The sequence below is a fragment of the Aureisphaera galaxeae genome, assembly GCF_028561275.1.
Lineage (GTDB): Bacteria > Bacteroidota > Bacteroidia > Flavobacteriales > Flavobacteriaceae > Aureisphaera > Aureisphaera galaxeae.
In genome coordinates this window covers 1,076,999-1,094,428 of sequence record NZ_JAQQTF010000002.1, presented here as the reverse complement: position 1 = coordinate 1,094,428, position 17,430 = coordinate 1,076,999, and the positions used below count along the sequence as shown (strand labels likewise).

General features: G+C 41.6%; 13 protein-coding genes and 1 pseudogene. 8 read left to right on the top strand and 6 right to left on the bottom strand.

Annotation, left to right across the window (positions count from 1 at the left end; all coding sequences use genetic code 11):
* Window positions 1-3: 3 nt before the first annotated feature.
* Window positions 4-744: an electron transfer flavoprotein subunit beta/FixA family protein gene (locus POV27_RS04680; RefSeq protein ID WP_272861564.1), complete on the bottom strand. Its 741-nt coding sequence runs from the start codon at window positions 742-744 to the stop codon at window positions 4-6.
* 189 nt (window positions 745-933) lie between these two features.
* Here POV27_RS04680 and POV27_RS04675 point away from each other — a divergent pair, with 189 nt between their 5' ends.
* The 8 genes from POV27_RS04675 (at window position 934) to POV27_RS04640 (ending at window position 13,332) form a co-directional block, all read left to right on the top strand.
* Window positions 934-2,787, top strand: coding sequence for a tetratricopeptide repeat-containing sensor histidine kinase (locus POV27_RS04675; RefSeq protein WP_272861563.1), 1,854 nt, complete (start codon window positions 934-936; stop codon window positions 2,785-2,787).
* Window positions 2,788-3,525 (top strand): LytR/AlgR family response regulator transcription factor, encoded by a 738-nt coding sequence (locus POV27_RS04670; protein WP_272861562.1) that lies wholly within the window; start codon window positions 2,788-2,790, stop codon window positions 3,523-3,525.
* 132 nt (window positions 3,526-3,657) lie between these two features.
* Window positions 3,658-5,154, top strand: coding sequence for a hypothetical protein (locus POV27_RS04665; RefSeq protein ID WP_272861561.1), 1,497 nt, complete (start codon window positions 3,658-3,660; stop codon window positions 5,152-5,154).
* Between the two features lie 166 nt (window positions 5,155-5,320).
* Entirely contained in the window at window positions 5,321-6,298 is a 978-nt protein-coding gene (locus POV27_RS04660) for a pyruvate dehydrogenase complex E1 component subunit beta (protein ID WP_272861560.1), read from the top strand.
* 57 nt (window positions 6,299-6,355) lie between these two features.
* Window positions 6,356-8,869, top strand: a complete 2,514-nt coding sequence (locus POV27_RS04655) for a DUF5686 and carboxypeptidase-like regulatory domain-containing protein (protein WP_272861559.1) — start codon at window positions 6,356-6,358, stop codon at window positions 8,867-8,869.
* Between the two features lie 62 nt (window positions 8,870-8,931).
* Window positions 8,932-10,095, top strand: coding sequence for a T9SS type A sorting domain-containing protein (locus POV27_RS04650; RefSeq protein ID WP_272861558.1), 1,164 nt, complete (start codon window positions 8,932-8,934; stop codon window positions 10,093-10,095).
* A 142-nt stretch (window positions 10,096-10,237) separates the two neighbouring features.
* The gene (locus POV27_RS04645; RefSeq protein WP_272861557.1) at window positions 10,238-10,765 is read left to right on the top strand and encodes an inorganic diphosphatase; all 528 of its coding nucleotides are present in this window, start codon (window positions 10,238-10,240) and stop codon (window positions 10,763-10,765) included.
* Between the two features lie 119 nt (window positions 10,766-10,884).
* Window positions 10,885-13,332, top strand: a complete 2,448-nt coding sequence (locus POV27_RS04640; RefSeq protein WP_272861556.1) for a sodium-translocating pyrophosphatase — start codon at window positions 10,885-10,887, stop codon at window positions 13,330-13,332.
* A 73-nt stretch (window positions 13,333-13,405) separates the two neighbouring features.
* Here the strand turns inward: POV27_RS04640 and POV27_RS04635 are convergent, their stop codons facing one another.
* From POV27_RS04635 to POV27_RS04615, 5 genes and pseudogenes are all read right to left on the bottom strand, one after another.
* Window positions 13,406-14,020 (bottom strand): deoxynucleoside kinase, encoded by a 615-nt coding sequence (locus POV27_RS04635; RefSeq protein ID WP_272861555.1) that lies wholly within the window; start codon window positions 14,018-14,020, stop codon window positions 13,406-13,408.
* 5 nt (window positions 14,021-14,025) lie between these two features.
* Window positions 14,026-14,799 (bottom strand): hypothetical protein, encoded by a 774-nt coding sequence (locus POV27_RS04630; RefSeq protein ID WP_272861554.1) that lies wholly within the window; start codon window positions 14,797-14,799, stop codon window positions 14,026-14,028.
* A gap of 191 nt (window positions 14,800-14,990) precedes the next feature.
* Window positions 14,991-15,104 (bottom strand): annotated as a pseudogene (locus tag POV27_RS04625) (winged helix-turn-helix domain-containing protein); the annotation flags it as partial.
* Between the two features lie 102 nt (window positions 15,105-15,206).
* On the bottom strand, window positions 15,207-15,887 hold the full coding sequence (locus POV27_RS04620) for a response regulator transcription factor (protein ID WP_272861553.1): 681 nt from the start codon (window positions 15,885-15,887) through the stop codon (window positions 15,207-15,209).
* On the bottom strand, window positions 15,880-17,394 hold the full coding sequence (locus POV27_RS04615) for a sensor histidine kinase (protein ID WP_272861552.1): 1,515 nt from the start codon (window positions 17,392-17,394) through the stop codon (window positions 15,880-15,882). The genes POV27_RS04620 and POV27_RS04615 overlap by 8 nt, the downstream gene beginning before the upstream one ends.
* Window positions 17,395-17,430 lie beyond the last annotated feature (36 nt).

The following is a 17,430-nucleotide window of genomic DNA, read 5'->3' as shown; positions in this document are numbered from 1 at the left end:
ATCTTAAATCACTTTTGCTTCGTTGTGTAATAAATTAACAAGTTCGTCTACGTTGTCTACCAACTTCACAGCTCCCTTAGGTGCTGGCTTCTCGAAGGAAGCTGTCTGTGTTTCGGCAGCCGCATCGATAGGCTCTTTTACATGAAGGGGCTTGCTTCTGGCCTGCATAATTCCACGCATGTTAGGAATACGTAGGTCACTCTCTTCAACTAATCCTTTTTGCCCTCCGATGACCAAAGGAAGTTCGGTTTTAAGGGTTTCTTTCCCGCCGTCAATTTCACGCACTGCGGTCGCAGTAGATCCGTCTACCTCCAAACCAATACAGGTGTTAACGAAGTTAGCACCGGTAAGCTTTGCAATCATCCCAGGAACCATTCCGCCGTTGTAGTCGATAGATTCGCGACCTCCAATTACAAGGTCATATCCTCCTTCTTTTACAACGTTCGCCAATTGCTTAGCAACAGAATATCCATCGGTAGCAACAGTGTTTACGCGAATGGCTTCATCGGCACCAATAGCCAAAGCCTTACGTAAGGTAGGTTCGGTTTCAGGTCCTCCCACATTGGCTACGTGCACACTGGCTCCTTGTTTTTCTTTGAACCACATGGCACGGGTAAGTCCAAATTCATCGTTAGGATTGATCACAAATTGCACTCCATTAGTGTCGAATTTTGTGTCTCCGTCGGTGAAATTGATCTTAGAAGTCGTGTCCGGTACGTGGCTTATACAGACTAATATTTTCATATCGGAATTTATGTAATGTTGATTGTATTTTTTCGGTTGACGAAGATACAACTATAATATGAATTTTCCTATGCATGCATAATAAATTTTATATCTTTTTTTAGAGCAGTTTCCATTTGTCTCCATTATCCCACAAAATCAATAATAACGGGATTTTTCGTAAATTACAGTCAACTAACTAATTCCCCGATGTTCCGATTTGTTTCCATGCTAATGGCCCTGTTTTTAGGTTTTTTAGGGCAAGCTCAAATCACCGATTCTATTATGGGTGTTGAGGAGTTGAATGCAGTGTTGGAAAAATCATTATCCCTTCGCAAAACGAAGATGGATTCTGCGGAGCTTTTGCTAGAACAAATAAAACCCCATATTTTAAAACAAAAAGATCCAAATTTATTTGCGGAACATGCCCTACAAACCTCTTGGTTGTTGTTGCGAAAGGATAATTACGAAGACATTCTCGAGTTACTTACCCCAAACCTAGAAAACAAAGACGAAATCGATTTGAGTTTGTTGGGGCGTACCTATCAACATATAGGTCATGTCTATAAATTGAAATGGGTGCCCGATAGTGCCTTGGTCAATTATATAAAAGCGCTTAAAACAGCGCAGAAAGCGGAGGATCAACGAACCATTTCCCTTACCTATTTGGCACTTGGGCTTACGTATACAAAATTGGGCGATACGCTAATGGCTTCCGATTTTTACGATAAGTCGATGAAGTATTCGACAAATACCGAACTCGTCGAAAAACATAAGGAACTCATCACAGGGCAGGATAACCGTCCCGTTTCTGTGGAGAAAGTCATCGAACTCGGATTGGATATTGTCAAAATTGCTCAGCGTCAAAACAATGATCTTCTTTTGGCAACGGCTTATTCGGATCTTCGAAAAGAGTACTTCAGGGTCAAGAACTTTCCCAAGGCTCTGGAATATGCCGAAAAGGAATTGGTCATTCGGGAGAAAATAGATTTTTCTTCGACCACCTCGAATACTTGGACTTCAATCGCCAATATCTATGCGCATCAGAACAGATTTCAAAAAGCATTGGAATTATACCAAAAGGCATTGCCCAAAGCAAGCGATACATTGCGGTTGGAAATACACCAAGGAATGAAGTCGGTCTATGCAAAGCAAGGGAATGCAGAAAAGGCCTTGAATGCTTTGGAAGATTATACGCGATTAAAAGACTCAATAGACGTTCGGGAACGCGAAAAATCGATTGCTACCGTCATGGCTCAATTTGAAACGGAATTGCAGGCTGAACAAATTAAAACCTTAAGCGCCGAAAACGCCTTAAATGCATCTAAAATTACTCAACAAAGAACTACCCTTTTCGCAGTACTTGGAGGGAGTTTGCTTCTGTTGGCTATCGGATTTTTTGGTTACAGAAGTTATCGTACGAAACAGGAATTGAACTATACTCAGCTTAATTTTAAGTTGTTGCAAACCCAGATGAACCCTCATTTCATGTTTAATGCGCTTAATGAAATCAATCTGAACCTGGACTCCCAGACCAAAGAGGTGGCCTCCCAAAACCTGTTGTCCTATAGTGCGCTCATGCGCAACATTCTTCAAAGCTCGACAAGGGAATTTGTGAGTGTTAAGGAAGATGTGAATTTGATTTCAAAATTTTTGGAGACACAACAATTGATGCATGAAACCACATTTATGTATGATGTTGAGGTAGCCGAAGAGATAGACGTTCGATTTATGGTGATTCCACCCATGCTAACCCAACCTTTTGTGGAAAATGCCGTGCTTCATGGGATTAAGGGAATGGATGGGGGAAATATTTCTGTTCACTATGCTCTGAATGGGGAAGTGTTGTGTGTCACCATTCAGGATAATGGTAAAGGATTCTCGTCTTTATCCGGGCATTCCGGGAATGAATTGCATACTTCTATGGGGACTTCTATCATAGATCAGCGTATAGCGACGTACCAAAAATTACATCGGTTTACCATAAAAAAGAACATAAAAAGCAGTAGTGGGAAAGGCACCTTGGTTACCCTGGAATTTCCGGTGAAATATAAAAAAGCATAAATGGAATATTCTTGTTTAGTCATAGAGGACAATCCTAAGGAAAGGGAACGCGTTGCCCATGTTTTACAGCAGCACTTTCCCAGCATCACTTCGGTTTCCTTTGCCTTTAATGCAGCCGAAGCCAAGAATATGTTGGCATTGTCTACTCCAGATTTTATCCTTGCCGACATACATTTGGGAGACGGTCTGGTTTTCGAAATTTTAAGGGAGTTTCCACAATTGACTTCAAAAATTATTTTCACAACCTCGCATTCAGAGTATGCCATCGAAGCCTTTCAATTTAGTGCGTTGAGTTATTTGTTGAAACCCTATGCTGAAGAAGAATTAGTGGTTCAAATTCAAAGAACATTGAATATACTTCATCAAGAAAATTATCATAAACAATTGGAAGTGCTACTCCATAATATGGAAGCCCAAGAAAAACCAAAACGGATTGTGTTGAAGAACCACGATCTGATCCATGTGGTGGAAATGGATGAGATTCTGTACGCCCAAGCCGACAATAACTACACACACTTTTTTTGCACTGATCGAAAAATATTGGTTTCCAAATCATTGAAGACATTTGAAGATCAGTTGGCGCCATTTCAATTCTTTAGATGCCACCATTCCTATTTAATCAATCTTTCCAAAATCAAAGCACTACATAAATCGGGAGATGCCGTAATCTTAAAGGACAATTCTTCCGTTCCCGTGGCCAGTAGTAAGAAGAAAATACTCTATCAACTTATAGGGTAATTTCCTCTTTGCTTTTCAACCACCCCTAAAAAACGTCCATTTACTGGATGAGGAGCAGCAACGCCTCACTAGTCCCATTTCGCTTTCATGGAAGGTATAGATTAGTGATCTGTAACCTAAAAATGATTCACCATGAAAATGATAGTTACCCTTGGGCTAACGCTGCTCATGCTGCTACAGTCCTATTCGACACACGCTCAGGCAAAAGAAGATCTTGAAGCCAGTATGGCGTCCTTCTATAAAATGTTCGAAACCATTAATTGGGGAGGTTTTATAGATGTGGAGGCCAAAGAACAATTGTTATGCCATGACGATCTTTTGGCAAAGCTTAGAAAGTTCAAATTACCCGAGGGGATCTTTAAGGAAGCCTCCACGGAGGCCTTTCAGTCCGTTATCTTTTTTAGTGCGGTTCAGTACGCATCCGATGATAAAGAACTCTTCAAAGGTGTAGACTTTTCTCGCTACCCGGGTTCTAAGTATCCTAAAAAAGCTAAGATTTTGGATTTAATCAAGAAGTCCAAAGACGCTGACGACTTTATTGAAAAATTTTCGAAGAATGGTACCCTAAGTGATGATAAACATGAGCCTTTTATTTTGCAAAACCTTTTTGAGGATTACAAGCGAATACGTTTGGCAAAAATCTTGACCACGCTGCGGGAATTTGATATTACCAAAAATTGCAAGGCATATTTCGGGATTTCGGCACGATTGAAAAGTGTCGATATGTTTCGAAATAAAATAATATGGGAATTCAAACTTCATAATGTACGGTTGGCGTGTAATTGTGAAAATGAGGAGAATTTCAAGGAGTTCAAAAGTGGGGATATGGAGTTTACTTGCGAAGTGGAATCGGCCATTAAGGATGAGAATATGCGGAAACTCAATTTTAATCGATCCCAGCCGTCCAAACTTCGAATCTTTAAATACAAATGTTGCGGAAAGAAGGAAGGGGATGATGCGCCCAAAGATGGAGAAGGAGGTTCCGGTTCTGGAAGTGAAGGGAATAGAGGAGGTGAGGATTCCGATAAGGAAGGTGATGATTCTGATAAGGAAAATAAAGATCAGGGATACTATGATGATCAAGAGGGAGAAGCCTATTGTTGTAATTACGAAATGCCTAAAAACACCTTTGGGGTTTCGGCCGGGATTGCCCTTATCAATAATTTTGAAGATACAAGTTACGACGTTGCTGTACAGTACATGCGCGATTTTGGATCCATAGGGGGTGGTAATAGAATATTTGGCGGGGTAGAAGCTGGGTATATGGGAGCAGAGACCCAAGATGGACAGGTAACCCAAACTATGCTCTACGGAGGTGTTATTGCCGAGAATAGGACTCCCATATTACCGTGTCTTAATTGGGTACAGGGAGTGTCCGCTCAATATGGTATGGGGAATATCGAAAACCAAGGTCGGAAAGACGATCTCACAAGTTTTACCGTGGGAATCCATACAGGTCTGAACTTGCAATTTTCTGAAAGTATTGGTTTGGGATTGAATTTGCAATTGGCAGAATTTGGCAGCACTACATTTACTAATGAACAGGGCGACGAATTTAAACAAGACATCGGCAGTGTTACTTTAAATAAGGGGATGGATTCTAACCTAGTAGTTAGGTTTTCATTCTAATCCATATTTGTTTCATAATGAGAACCGTCAAAGCGTATGTTTTGACGGTTTTTTATGATCTGAAACGTTTTCGTTCGCAAGAATGCGCCATTTCGTAATTTATTTACACCAGAATAAGAAATAGTATTATTTTTGTTTTCCCGAAAAACTAGATTTCAGAACAATTATGAAAACGATACAATTTAGAGAAGCTGTTTGTGAGGCGATGAGCGAAGAAATGCGCAGGGACGAATCCATCTACCTAATGGGGGAGGAAGTTGCCGAATACAATGGTGCATACAAAGCCAGTAAGGGAATGTTGGACGAGTTTGGTCCTAAGCGTGTTATAGACACCCCTATTTCCGAATTGGGCTTCGCAGGGATTGCTACAGGGTCTGCCATGAACGGTAATCGCCCTATTGTAGAATTCATGACCTTCAACTTCTCTTTGGTGGGTATCGACCAAATCATAAACAACGCTGCAAAAATCCGTCAGATGAGCGGGGGACAATTCAATTGTCCCATTGTTTTCCGTGGACCTACGGCTTCTGCGGGTCAATTGGCAGCGACACACTCCCAAGCCTTCGAAAGTTGGTATGCCAACTGTCCTGGACTTAAGGTAATAGTACCTAGTAATCCGGCAGATGCCAAAGGACTTCTAAAAAGTGCCATTCGCGATGACGACCCTGTGATTTTCATGGAAAGTGAGCAGATGTACGGAGATAAAGGGGAAGTGCCAGAAGGTGAGTACCTCATTCCTATTGGAGTGGCCGATATTAAACGTGAAGGGAAAGATGTAACCATCGTTTCCTTTGGAAAAATCATTAAGGAAGCTTACAAAGCAGCCGATGAGTTGGCCAAGGAAGGGATTGAGTGTGAAATCATCGATTTGCGTACCGTACGTCCTATGGATCACAAAGCCATTTTGGATAGTGTGAAGAAGACCAACCGTTTGGTTATTTTGGAAGAAGCTTGGCCTTTTGGAAACGTAGCTACCGAAATCACCTATCAGGTACAGAATCAAGCATTCGATTATTTGGATGCTCCGATCGAGAAGATCAATACGGCAGATACCCCAGCTCCCTATTCACCTGCTTTACTGGCAGAATGGTTGCCCAATAGTAACGATGTGATCAAGGCTGTTAAAAAAGTGTTATATAAATAATAATCACACTTTTTTTAGGATATTTCCGTTTCCAAATCTGTCACCTTTATACTTGCTATGAAGCAAACACTACTCTTCTTTTCCCTCATTTTAACCTCAGTAATGCTCTCACAAACCAAAGTGAGCGGGGAAGTAAAGGATGAGTACGGTGACCCTGTAGCCTTTGCTAATGTTATTTTCAAGGATACAAACGAAGGAACCATTACGAATGAGAATGGTCGATTTTACTTGGAAAGTGAAGATAATCAGGATGCACTTTGGGTATCCTTCGTGGGTTACGAATTAAAAGTGGTCCCTCTAGAAAAGAGGATCACATATGAAATGGAAATTGTGCTTAAGGAAGAAGCTGCCAAGTTAGATGAGGTGGTGGTCTTTAGCGGAAAAACTTCGAAAAAGGACAATCCTGCCATTACCATTCTTCGAAAAATCTGGGAAAATCGCCGAGAAAATGGTGTAAAGAAATTCAAACAATACAGTTTCGATAAATACGAGAAGTTGGAGTTCGATCTCAATACCATCGATTCTTCCTTAATAAAAAGTAAGGTTTTTAAGGGAATGGAATTCATCTGGGAACAGATTGATACTTCCAATATCACCGGAAACTCCTACCTACCCATTTTTGTGAATGAGGCTATCTCTAAAGTGTACGGAGATAATGTGATGAAACAGGAAAAGGAGATTTTAGAAGGGAATAAGAACTCTGGGTTTAGTAACAATCAGACACTGATCGCCTTTGTGAAGGACCTGTATAAAGAGTACGATGTTTACGATAATTACCTGAAGTTTTTCGATAAGGCCTTTACGAGTCCATTGTCCCGAACAGGGATCGATGTATACAATTATGTATTATTGGATAGTGCCTATCGCGATAACAAATGGTGCTACAATATTGTTTATTATCCACGGAGAAAGAACGAACTTACTTTTAAAGGGGATTTTTGGGTAAATGATACGACTTGGGCCATTAAGGAAATCAATTTACAGGCTTCCAAAAGCGCTAATCTTAACTGGGTGCGGGAAGTGTACATTGAACAGGAGTTCGATGTGCTCAACGACTCCATTTTCCTCATTACCCGTGATTATTTCTTGAGTGATTTCTCCCTTCGGAAGAAAGAGAAGGCACAAGGAATTTATGGGAAGCGTACCACCTTATACGATAATTACGTATTCGATATTCCCAAGGAAAAGAGCTTCTATGGTGAACAGGTAGATCCTTATAACGAAGAGATTTACAACCGACCGGACGAGTTTTGGGAAGAACGCCGTATGGAAGAGCTGAGTAAAGATGAAAAGGGTGTGTACGAAATGCTGGATACCCTAAAAACAGTCCCTCGGTTCAAGACTTTATATAATATAGGTGCCACCTTGGCCAGTGGATATTATCAGGTAGGTAATCTGGATATTGGTCCCGTTTTTTCTGTGTTTGGATTTAATGAGGCTGAAGGAATGCGTATCCGTTTGGGAGGAAGGACCTATTTTGGACAGAATGACCCTTGGCGATTGGAAGTTTTCGGAGCTTATGGTTTCAGGGATCAGCGTTTCAAATATGGGGTTTCTGGGAAATGGTTGCTCGATCGGAAATCACGACTTACTGTTTACGGTGGTAACCGAAAGGATGTAGAGCAAACCGGGGCCAGTCTCACGGTGAGTAATGATGTGTTGGGGCGAAATTTAGCTTCTTCTTCTCTTATTTCTGTTGGGGCCAACGACCGACTCACAAGAATTAATCTGAGTACCGTTGGATTTTCCCTAGAACCCGCTAAAAACTTCAATGTCCGACTTACAGGATCGTACCGTACCCTCCAATCGGCTACAGATACCTTTAAAATCGATTATTTCGATTCCGATGGAAACATTCAGAATGAAGTTCAGCAACCCGAAGTGGAACTAGGTTTTTTCTATACACCGAAACGAAAAACCTCTGGTTATGGAGTGGAAAGGGTCATTGTGAATGATGGCGATTTTGCCAGTATTTATTTTGGGTATACCTATGGATTGAAAGGGATTTTGGGAGGTGACTTCGAATATTCCCGACTTCAAGGACTTTATACACAACCTTGGAATATTGGAGGACTGGGTAGGATGTACACGACCATTGAGCTAGGAAAGACGTTCGATCCAGTGCCATTGAGTTTATTGAGTCCTATTCCTGGGAATCAGACACTATTCAGTATTTACAATACGTTCACGAATCTGGATTTCTATGAATTCGTGAGCGATACCTATGCTTCCTTTCATCTACAACACAATTTTGGAGGGCGCATCTTCTCTAGGGTTCCGTTGTTGCGTAAGCTCAACTTACGTGAAATCATTGGATTTAGGGCGGTGTATGGGGAGCTTTCCCAAGAGAACATTGATCTAAGTCGCCCTGCTTTCGAATCCATTGCCGATGGCCGTCCACTGCTTCCCAATGTATTGGCGCCTTCGGATGAGATTTACTGGGAATGGAGTGTTGGGGTAGGTAATATTTTCAGGATTTTTAGGATCGATTTCAACTTTCGAGGGAATTATTTAGACAATCCCGATGCCCGTAAATTCGGGGTAACGGGAGCTTTCGGATTTTCTTTTTAATTTTTTGTGCTCACATTTTACGGTTTTTTCGATACATTTATGTAACTAAAAACCAGTAAGATATGAAACGATTTCTACTTTTTTCAGCCTTTTGTCTATTGGGTTGTGTCTTTATCAATGCCCAATCTATTTCAGAAGATTTATTAACCCGCTATACCAACCTAGAGACTAATGGAAAGTCGCCTTCCCATTATTTTACGCAGGAAGAACAGTCCATGTTAAGGGAGTACTTGCAAACCAATGCTTCACAAGACACCCAAGAAGGCGGTGGGGCCCTTATTTATGGGCCACGCAATAATGCTGCCGAATTCGGGAGCTTTGATCCCACCGATCTGACAGTATTCAATACCATAGGGCCGTCTTTAGTCACAGCCGATTTTGAATCCTCGGGAGATATCGACCCCAGTAACTTGACGATGGGATATGTGCTTACTTTATCCACTGGAGAGTTTAATAGTATAGACATCACTACAGGGACCTATACCTCCATGGGAACCATTAGTCCGCCACCCGGACAGGATTGGAATGGATTGGAGTTTGATCCTGCCACAAGAACTTTGTACGGAATTTCTTCTGATTTCAGCGGTACCTCCAGTCTTTCTACGATAGACGTAGGAAGCATGAGTTATACGTTGGTTGGAGATACAGGAATGCAGGGTGCCATTTCTATTGCGATTACCAGTTCAGGGGATATGTACAGTTATGATGTTGTTGACGATAATTTTTACAGTATCGATACGTCTACGGGAGCAGCCACCTTATTGGGGCCTATTGGTTTCGATGCTAATTTTGGACAGGATTTAGAATGGGACGATAGTTCTGGAACCATGTATATGGTATGCTATAATGCAGGGATATTTGAAGGGGAAGTTCGTACGGTAGATCTAGGGAACGGATTCACTACACTTCTTGGGAATCTGATACCGAGTGAATCTGGAACCCAAATGGCCTGGGCAGCGATTCAGAATCCTGAGATTTTATCGGTTTCAGAAAATGCACAGAATAGCTTTTCCATAGCTCCCAACCCTGCGCAGGGACAGCTTGAGGTTTCTTCTCGATCGAATATTGAACAGATAGCGTTTGTGAACTTGTTAGGACAGACCGTTCTCCAATTTCAAAACCCCAGTTCTTCGACCTTCAATATTTCCGAATTGCATAGCGGTGTCTACTTTGTAGTGGTTACTACCGAGCTGGGCACTAGTAACGTTAAGTTGGTTGTGGAGTAAATATATGACTTTCAGAAGAATGGAATTTATTTATTAACGGTTTAATAAAGTCGAATTACAACGAAAAACCCATACTATTTTCGTATTTTTGCACCCCTTTTTAAGGGGTGTTTTTTATTGAAAAATTTAATTGAAAAGATATATGACTGCAGATCAAGTAACCACTTTCGATGTATTGGTGGAAATTCCGAAGGGAAGCCGAAATAAATATGAATACGATTTTAAACTGAAGAAGATTCGTTACGACCGAATGATATTTTCTTCCATGATGTATCCCGCCGATTATGGTTTTGTTCCAGAAACTTTGGCATTGGATGGGGATCCGTTGGATGTTTTGGTATTGGTAACCGAACCTACCTTTCCAGGATGTGTGATCGAGGTAGCCCCCATTGGGGTGTTCCATATGACCGATGAAAAAGGTCCCGATGAAAAAGTGATCTGTGTTCCTGTGAGTGATCCTATTGCAAGTCGTGTTAAGGACCTTTCTGAACTCAACCCACACCTCATTAAGGAGATCGAGCATTTCTTTCAAGTGTATAAAGACTTGGAAGAGAAGAAGGTAGATGTTGGTGGCTGGGGCGATGTAAGTAAAGCCAAGGAAATTGTAGCCAAATGTATCGATCGGTTTAGAGCGAGTAATGTTCCTGTAACCGATGTGAGCATACGCTAATGTCGTTTAACTAATAGTTTGTAAAGCAATAACCTAGGTGTTATTGCTTTTTTGTTTTCCGCTATTTTCATACTTTTGCCCCGCAAAATTCAAATAGATTTATAACTAAATAACTTATAATGGAACAAAACATTATTTACGTACCTATCGCACTTTCCGTATTGGGCTTGTTGTTCATGCTGGTTAAAATGAGCTGGGTAAAGAAACAAGCTGCTGGTAACGAAAAGATGCAGGGTATTTCTAAAGCCATTAAAGAGGGAGCTTTGGCCTTCTTGAATGCAGAATATAGATTGCTTCTTATTTTCGCTATCATCGCTGCTGTACTATTGTACGTGGTATCTGTAATGGTAGACACTACCAGTTGGATGATCGTACCGGCCTTCATTTTTGGTGCTATTTTCTCTGCCTTGGCAGGAAATATTGGGATGCGAATCGCTACCGAAGCCAACGCAAGAACTGCAGAGGCTGCTAAAACCAGTTTGCCTCAGGCATTGAAGGTTTCCTTCGGCGGAGGTACCGTAATGGGTCTGGGTGTTGCCGGATTGGCAGTACTTGGATTGAGTTTGTTCTTCTTGTTCTTCGTAGGCCAGTTCATGGGAGGCGAAGGAAGTTTTTATAACAATATGACTGTGGTATTGGAAGCACTTGCTGGATTCTCTTTGGGTGCAGAAAGTATCGCATTATTTGCCCGTGTGGGTGGTGGAATTTACACCAAAGCGGCCGACGTAGGTGCTGACTTGGTAGGAAAAGTTGAAGCTGGTATTCCAGAAGATGATCCTCGTAACCCTGCAACGATTGCAGATAACGTAGGGGACAATGTAGGTGATGTAGCGGGAATGGGTGCCGACTTATTTGGTTCGTATGTAGCGACCGTTTTGGCAGCTATGGTATTGGGTAACTATGTAATCCGTGACATGTCTGCGGGAGCTCAGTTTACCGATGCATTTAATAATATGGGCCCCATCCTATTACCAGTAGTCATTGCTGGGGTAGGTATTTTGGCTTCTATCATCGGAACTTTCCTAGTGAAAATATCTAGTAACGATGCAAAAGAAGCGCAAGTACAAAAAGCCTTGGACTTGGGTAACTGGACAGCTATTGTCCTAACCTTGGTTGCTAGTTATTTCTTGATCGACTGGATGTTGCCAGCGAGCATGACAATGAATTTCTTTGGAGAAGGTGCCCGTGAGGTGGCTTCTATTAACGTATTCTTCGCTGCATGTATCGGATTGGCGGTAGGAGCTTTCATTTCTATGGTAACCGCTTACTACACGAGTCTAGGGAAAAAACCAGTATTGGATATCGTGCAAAACTCTTCTACAGGAGCTGCTACCAATATCATCGCTGGATTGGCAGTAGGGATGAAGTCTACTTTCTTGTCTGTAGTATTGTTTGCTGCTGCGATTTACGGTTCTTACGAACTAGCTGGATTCTACGGAGTGGCATTGGCTGCCTCCGCAATGATGGCGACTACTGCGATGCAGTTAGCGATCGATGCTTTTGGTCCTATTGCTGACAACGCAGGAGGTGTTGCCGAAATGAGTGAATTAGAGCCTCACGTACGTGAGCGTACCGATATTTTGGATTCCGTAGGAAATACAACTGCTGCGGTTGGAAAAGGATTTGCGATTGCTTCTGCTGCCTTAACAGCTTTGGCGCTTTTTGCTGCTTATGTAACCTTTACAGGAATTGACGGAATTAACATCTTTAGAGCCGATGTATTGGCGATGCTATTCGTTGGAGGGATGATCCCAGTAGTATTCTCTGCGATGGCTATGAAGAGTGTAGGTAAAGCAGCTATGGAAATGGTGCAGGAAGTACGTCGTCAGTTCAAGGAAATTCCTGGAATTATGGAAGGAACTGGAACTCCAGAATATGCCAAGTGTGTAGATATTTCTACAAAAGCCGCCCTTAGGGAAATGATCTTACCTGGATTAATTACCATCGTAACTCCAATCATCATTGGATTGGTATTCGGGGCAGAGCCACTAGGAGGATATATGGCAGGTGTATGTGTAAGTGGTGTAATGTGGGCTATTTTCCAAAACAATGCCGGTGGTGCTTGGGACAACGCCAAGAAGTCTTTTGAAGCAGGTGTTGAAATCAACGGTGAAATGACTTACAAAGGAAGTGATGCACACAAAGCTGCTGTAACAGGAGATACGGTTGGAGATCCATTTAAGGATACTTCTGGTCCTTCTATGAACATTTTAATTAAGCTTACTTGTTTGGTAGGTTTGGTAATTGCTCCTATTCTCGGAGGTCATGGAAGTGATGAGGTTTCTATGGTAACGGAAGAAGGAACCAAAATGGAAATCACTGCTGAAGGTGTGAAGGAAACCGCCAAAGTTCAGAAGGAGATCAAAGTTGAACTTTCTGAAGAAGACGGACTCACCGTAGGAGATGTAACCATTACAACCACCACAAACGGTGTAGAATCTACCGAAACCAAAACTTTCAAAGGAACTGAAGAAGAAGTGAAAGAGCAGATCGAGGCCTTGAAAGAACTTGTCGCTTCAAAAGGAAAAGAAGTGATTAAAGAAGTAGAAGAAGAAATTACGCAATAATTTCTCTTACATAAAAAAAAAACCGAGCCTAAGTGCTCGGTTTTTTTTTGCCTAATTTTTAATGTATTCTGTGCTAGAAAAGCCCGTGCAATTCTGCATCGATCTTATTAATTACTTCTCCGAGGTCTTCGGGGTTGTCTACAAAGTTGAGGTTGTCAACATCAATAATCAACAAATTACCCTTATCATAATCGTGAATCCAAGCTTCGTAGCGTTCATTCAATCGACTTAGGTAATCGATACTGATGGAGTTTTCATAATCCCGTCCCCTTTTGTGAATTTGGTTCACTAGATTGGGAATGGTACTTCGTAAATAAATAAGAAGATCAGGCCCTTCGGTTACACTTTCCATAAGATCGAAAAGGGAACGATAGTTTTCGTAGTCCCTATTGGTCATAAGGCCCATAGCATGAAGGTTGGGCGCAAATATGTAAGCGTCTTCATAAATGGTTCGATCCTGAATTACTTTTTTACCACTTTTCCGAATCTCCATGATTTGACGAAAACGACTGTTAAGAAAGTAGATCTGTAAGTTAAAAGACCAGCGTTCCATCTGATTGTAAAAGTCATCCAAATAAGGATTGTCTTCTACATCTTCAAAATGTGCTTTCCATTTGTAATGTTTGGCTAATAAGCGTGTGAGAGTGGTCTTGCCGGAGCCAATATTTCCTGCGATTGCAACGTGCATAAAGCTTACTTCTTTGGTTGAGTTAGTGTCAAGCTGTAGAGGAGTTTTCCGTCATAAATATAAAGGAATTCCTTCGTTAACTGCAAGTCTTTTATTTGGTTTTCGGCCAATTGAAATTCCAATGGACTAACCGCTTCTTGTGTAATCCAGTACAGCTGGTTTTCCTTGAGGCCAATAAGGCTATCCCCATTGCGAACCAACTTTTCGTAGCCCTCCAATGCCTTTTCCGAAAGAAGACTTCCGTAGATGTTTACCTGCCAAATGCGATCCTCCGTTAATAAATAGCAATCGTTAAAATTGCTGACCACTGCCTTTGGAATTCCCTCATAGGGTTGCGAGAATACGGTTTCCCGTTGGGTTCTATAATCGAACAACTGCAGTTGTTGTGTATCTGTATTAAACAGCCATAAACGATTGTTCCCAGCATTGGTAGCCGCGCCTACATTAATGAAATTGCTAAGGGTGTTAAAGTTTACCCGTTCCGTTTCGTTAAGACGATTGTCTAAAAAGACCACCGTATTTACTTCGGCATAAAAAACGACTACATTGAGTGGGTTGATGATATCGACATGAGCAATGGGGCCCAATTGGTAATCCTGAAAAACAAATTCGCCCAAGCTCCCTTTTTTATGCAAGACTCCTTCCTTTATGTAATAGGTGTGTTGGTAGGAGTCTACGCCAATGAATTGATCCATTTCAATCGGTTCGGAAGTCTTCAGAGTCAATTGTTGTGCCTGAAGGGGAACATAGCAGCATAGGAATAGTAGGAGCCATTTCATACTCGAACAAGATACAAAAACCCAGCCAAGATTAACAAATGTGTTTCTAATCGACAGCTTTGAAGACATACCAGCTTATAGGATTGAAGGTTTGTGGATAAAACGGAAAGTTTCCCCAAAATCGTACATTAAAAAAGTTACGATTTTGATGGGACAACCACCCCTTTTGTGGGGTTGTTTAAAGCAGCGTTCTAACAAATGAGTTTGTATCCGAATCCACGTACGTTCACGATCTGAATGCTGTCGTCTTTTTTCAGCTTCTTTCGGAGCTTGGTAATGAAAACATCCATACTTCTTGCATTGAAGCGTTGGGGGTAAAACGGAAATTCCCCCCAAAATCGTACATTAAAAAGTTACGATTTTGAGGGAACAACCACCCCTTTTGTGGGGTTGTTTAAAGCAGCGTTCTAACAAATGAGTTTGTATCCGAATCCACGTACGTTCACGATCTGAATGCTGTCGTCTTTTTTCAGCTTCTTTCGGAGCTTGGTAATGAAAACATCCATACTTCTCGCATTGAAGAAGTCGTCGTCACCCCACAATTTTTTGAGGATGATGGAGCGGTCCAACACCTGATTCTTGTTATTGTTCAAATGATACAATAAGTGAGCTTCTCGATGCGTGAGTTTTACAGGCTCCTCATCCTTATAGGCAAGGGTTTGCTGTCGGAATCCGAAGGTATAGTCCCCAATGTTCATTTGGGATGGAGCATTGTCCTTTCGGTGGTTGAGCAGATTTTTGATGCGAACGATCAACTCCTCCATGCTAAAAGGCTTTTTTAAATAATCATTTCCTCCCAAGGTAAACCCTTCTACCACATCCTGGGTTTGCGACTTGGCCGTGAGGAAAATAATCGGGATGTTTTCATCCTGCATGCGTATCTCCTTGGCCAAAGTAAATCCGTCCTTTTTGGGCATCATAACATCCAACACCAAAAGCTGTGGTTTTGCCTTGTAGTACACATCCAGAGCTTCCTGTCCGTCCTTGCAAAGTAATACTTGAAACCCTTTGGTTTCCAGACTTTCCTTTACAATCTGTCCTAAAGCAGGTTCGTCTTCGGCCAGTAATATTTTGGCGATGCTATCCATGTGGCAAGCTTATTTTAAAGGCGGTATTGGGCTTAATCTGCAATTGAATGGTTCCGCCGTGTTTCTCGATAATGGTCTTGGTATAATAGAGTCCAATACCAAAGCCCTTTACATCATGGGTATTTCCCTTGGGTACCCGATAGAATTTTTCAAAGAGCTGCTTTTTATGGGCTTCGGTTAGGGAGTTGCCGCTGTCACTTATGATGATTTCTATGGCACCCTTTCCTTTTTCTATGGAAACCTGAATGCGATCCCCACCATATTTTATGGCATTATCGATAATGTTATTAATGGCATTTTCGAAGTGAAAGGCATCCACGGCGTGTATAATCGTGTCTTCGTTGGACTGAAAGGTAATCTCTTTGGGAACGTTAGAAAACAATTCTTTTTGGGATGCCTTCCGAAGCAACTCCACCAAATTGGAGGGTTCGGGATTCAACTCCAGCTTTTCACTATCTAAAGTGGCGGTCTCCAAAAGCTTTTCGACCATGACATTCAGTTTGTCCACTTGTTCGCTCGATATTTTGGCGTATCGCAGATTCTTTTCCCTATCCTCTTCGGAAGAGAAATTCTGAATGGCTTCCATCGCCACGCCAATGGTAGCAATAGGAGTTTTAAACTCATGGGTAATATTACCAATAAGATCATTCTTCACTTCGGCCAATTGCTTTTGTTGCTGAATGATTTTCAACAAGTACAACAAACATCCTATCACAGCAGCCATCAACATAAAGGATAGTAGCAAACCGAAGGTATTCTTCTTCAATACCGCTAAGGTGATGTTCGAAAAATGGGCTTGTAGATCATCATTGTGAAGGAAATAAGGCGATTGGGATAAGGTAGAAAGGCTTGCCTTTTCCACTTCCACAGATCGCAAGGTGTCCTGCTTTCCAAAAATGTTTTTATAAGTAAGACCATAGTCCATGGAAATGTTCTTTCGGTCCAGTTCTTCCAAAAACAAGCTGTCTATTTTGGGAAGTGATAGGCTCTCTTCAGAAAATGAAACCATGATCTTATTGGAAAGAGCCGAAACGGAATTCACATCGAGCGTTGCCGTAAAAGTTTCCCTTATCGCTGGGTTTAATTTAATGGAGTCCCATTGCGCTCCATACTCGATATCCATTTTTAAACTATCGTCCCAGTTGGTTTTTAATATGGTTATAGATCCGCCCAGTGTATCCTTGTACTGAAGCGTGTCTATTTTAATGTGGCTAGTGTCGCGTAAAACAAATGTTTTGCCTCCTTTAATATGTACATTGGGGTTTGAATCGCGCTTAATTAAATCGTGAAAAGGCGGTTCCAACCCGATGAATTCGAAAGAATTCTCGACAGCCAGTCCAGTGAAATACTGGTCAATCGAGTTATCCAGACTGGTCTGTACGTCGTTAATGAGTTGTTGCTTGCTGGAAGTATAATTTTTATAATTCCAATACACCTGAATACAAAAAGTAGCCACGATCACCGAGGTGATGAAGTAAAGTATTCCTTTGTACTGCAATGCATTCATGGGTCAAATGTACTAATATGATAGCCTCCCTGCCAA

What these genes read in the sequence shown, in the direction of transcription:
- POV27_RS04620 (WP_272861553.1), bottom strand. Translation starts at nt 15,887, where the DNA reads ATGGATAGCATCGCCAAAATATTACTGGCCGAAGACGAACCTGCTTTA.
- POV27_RS04615 (WP_272861552.1), bottom strand. Translation starts at nt 17,394, where the DNA reads ATGAATGCATTGCAGTACAAAGGAATACTTTACTTCATCACCTCGGTG.
- POV27_RS04670 (WP_272861562.1), top strand. Translation starts at nt 2,788, where the DNA reads ATGGAATATTCTTGTTTAGTCATAGAGGACAATCCTAAGGAAAGGGAA.
- POV27_RS04630 (WP_272861554.1), bottom strand. Translation starts at nt 14,799, where the DNA reads ATGAAATGGCTCCTACTATTCCTATGCTGCTATGTTCCCCTTCAGGCA.
- POV27_RS04655 (WP_272861559.1), top strand. Translation starts at nt 6,356, where the DNA reads ATGAAGCAAACACTACTCTTCTTTTCCCTCATTTTAACCTCAGTAATG.
- POV27_RS04635 (WP_272861555.1), bottom strand. Translation starts at nt 14,020, where the DNA reads ATGCACGTTGCAATCGCAGGAAATATTGGCTCCGGCAAGACCACTCTC.
- POV27_RS04665 (WP_272861561.1), top strand. Translation starts at nt 3,658, where the DNA reads ATGAAAATGATAGTTACCCTTGGGCTAACGCTGCTCATGCTGCTACAG.
- POV27_RS04660 (WP_272861560.1), top strand. Translation starts at nt 5,321, where the DNA reads ATGAAAACGATACAATTTAGAGAAGCTGTTTGTGAGGCGATGAGCGAA.
- POV27_RS04675 (WP_272861563.1), top strand. Translation starts at nt 934, where the DNA reads ATGTTCCGATTTGTTTCCATGCTAATGGCCCTGTTTTTAGGTTTTTTA.
- POV27_RS04650 (WP_272861558.1), top strand. Translation starts at nt 8,932, where the DNA reads ATGAAACGATTTCTACTTTTTTCAGCCTTTTGTCTATTGGGTTGTGTC.
- POV27_RS04645 (WP_272861557.1), top strand. Translation starts at nt 10,238, where the DNA reads ATGACTGCAGATCAAGTAACCACTTTCGATGTATTGGTGGAAATTCCG.
- POV27_RS04640 (WP_272861556.1), top strand. Translation starts at nt 10,885, where the DNA reads ATGGAACAAAACATTATTTACGTACCTATCGCACTTTCCGTATTGGGC.
- POV27_RS04680 (WP_272861564.1), bottom strand. Translation starts at nt 744, where the DNA reads ATGAAAATATTAGTCTGTATAAGCCACGTACCGGACACGACTTCTAAG.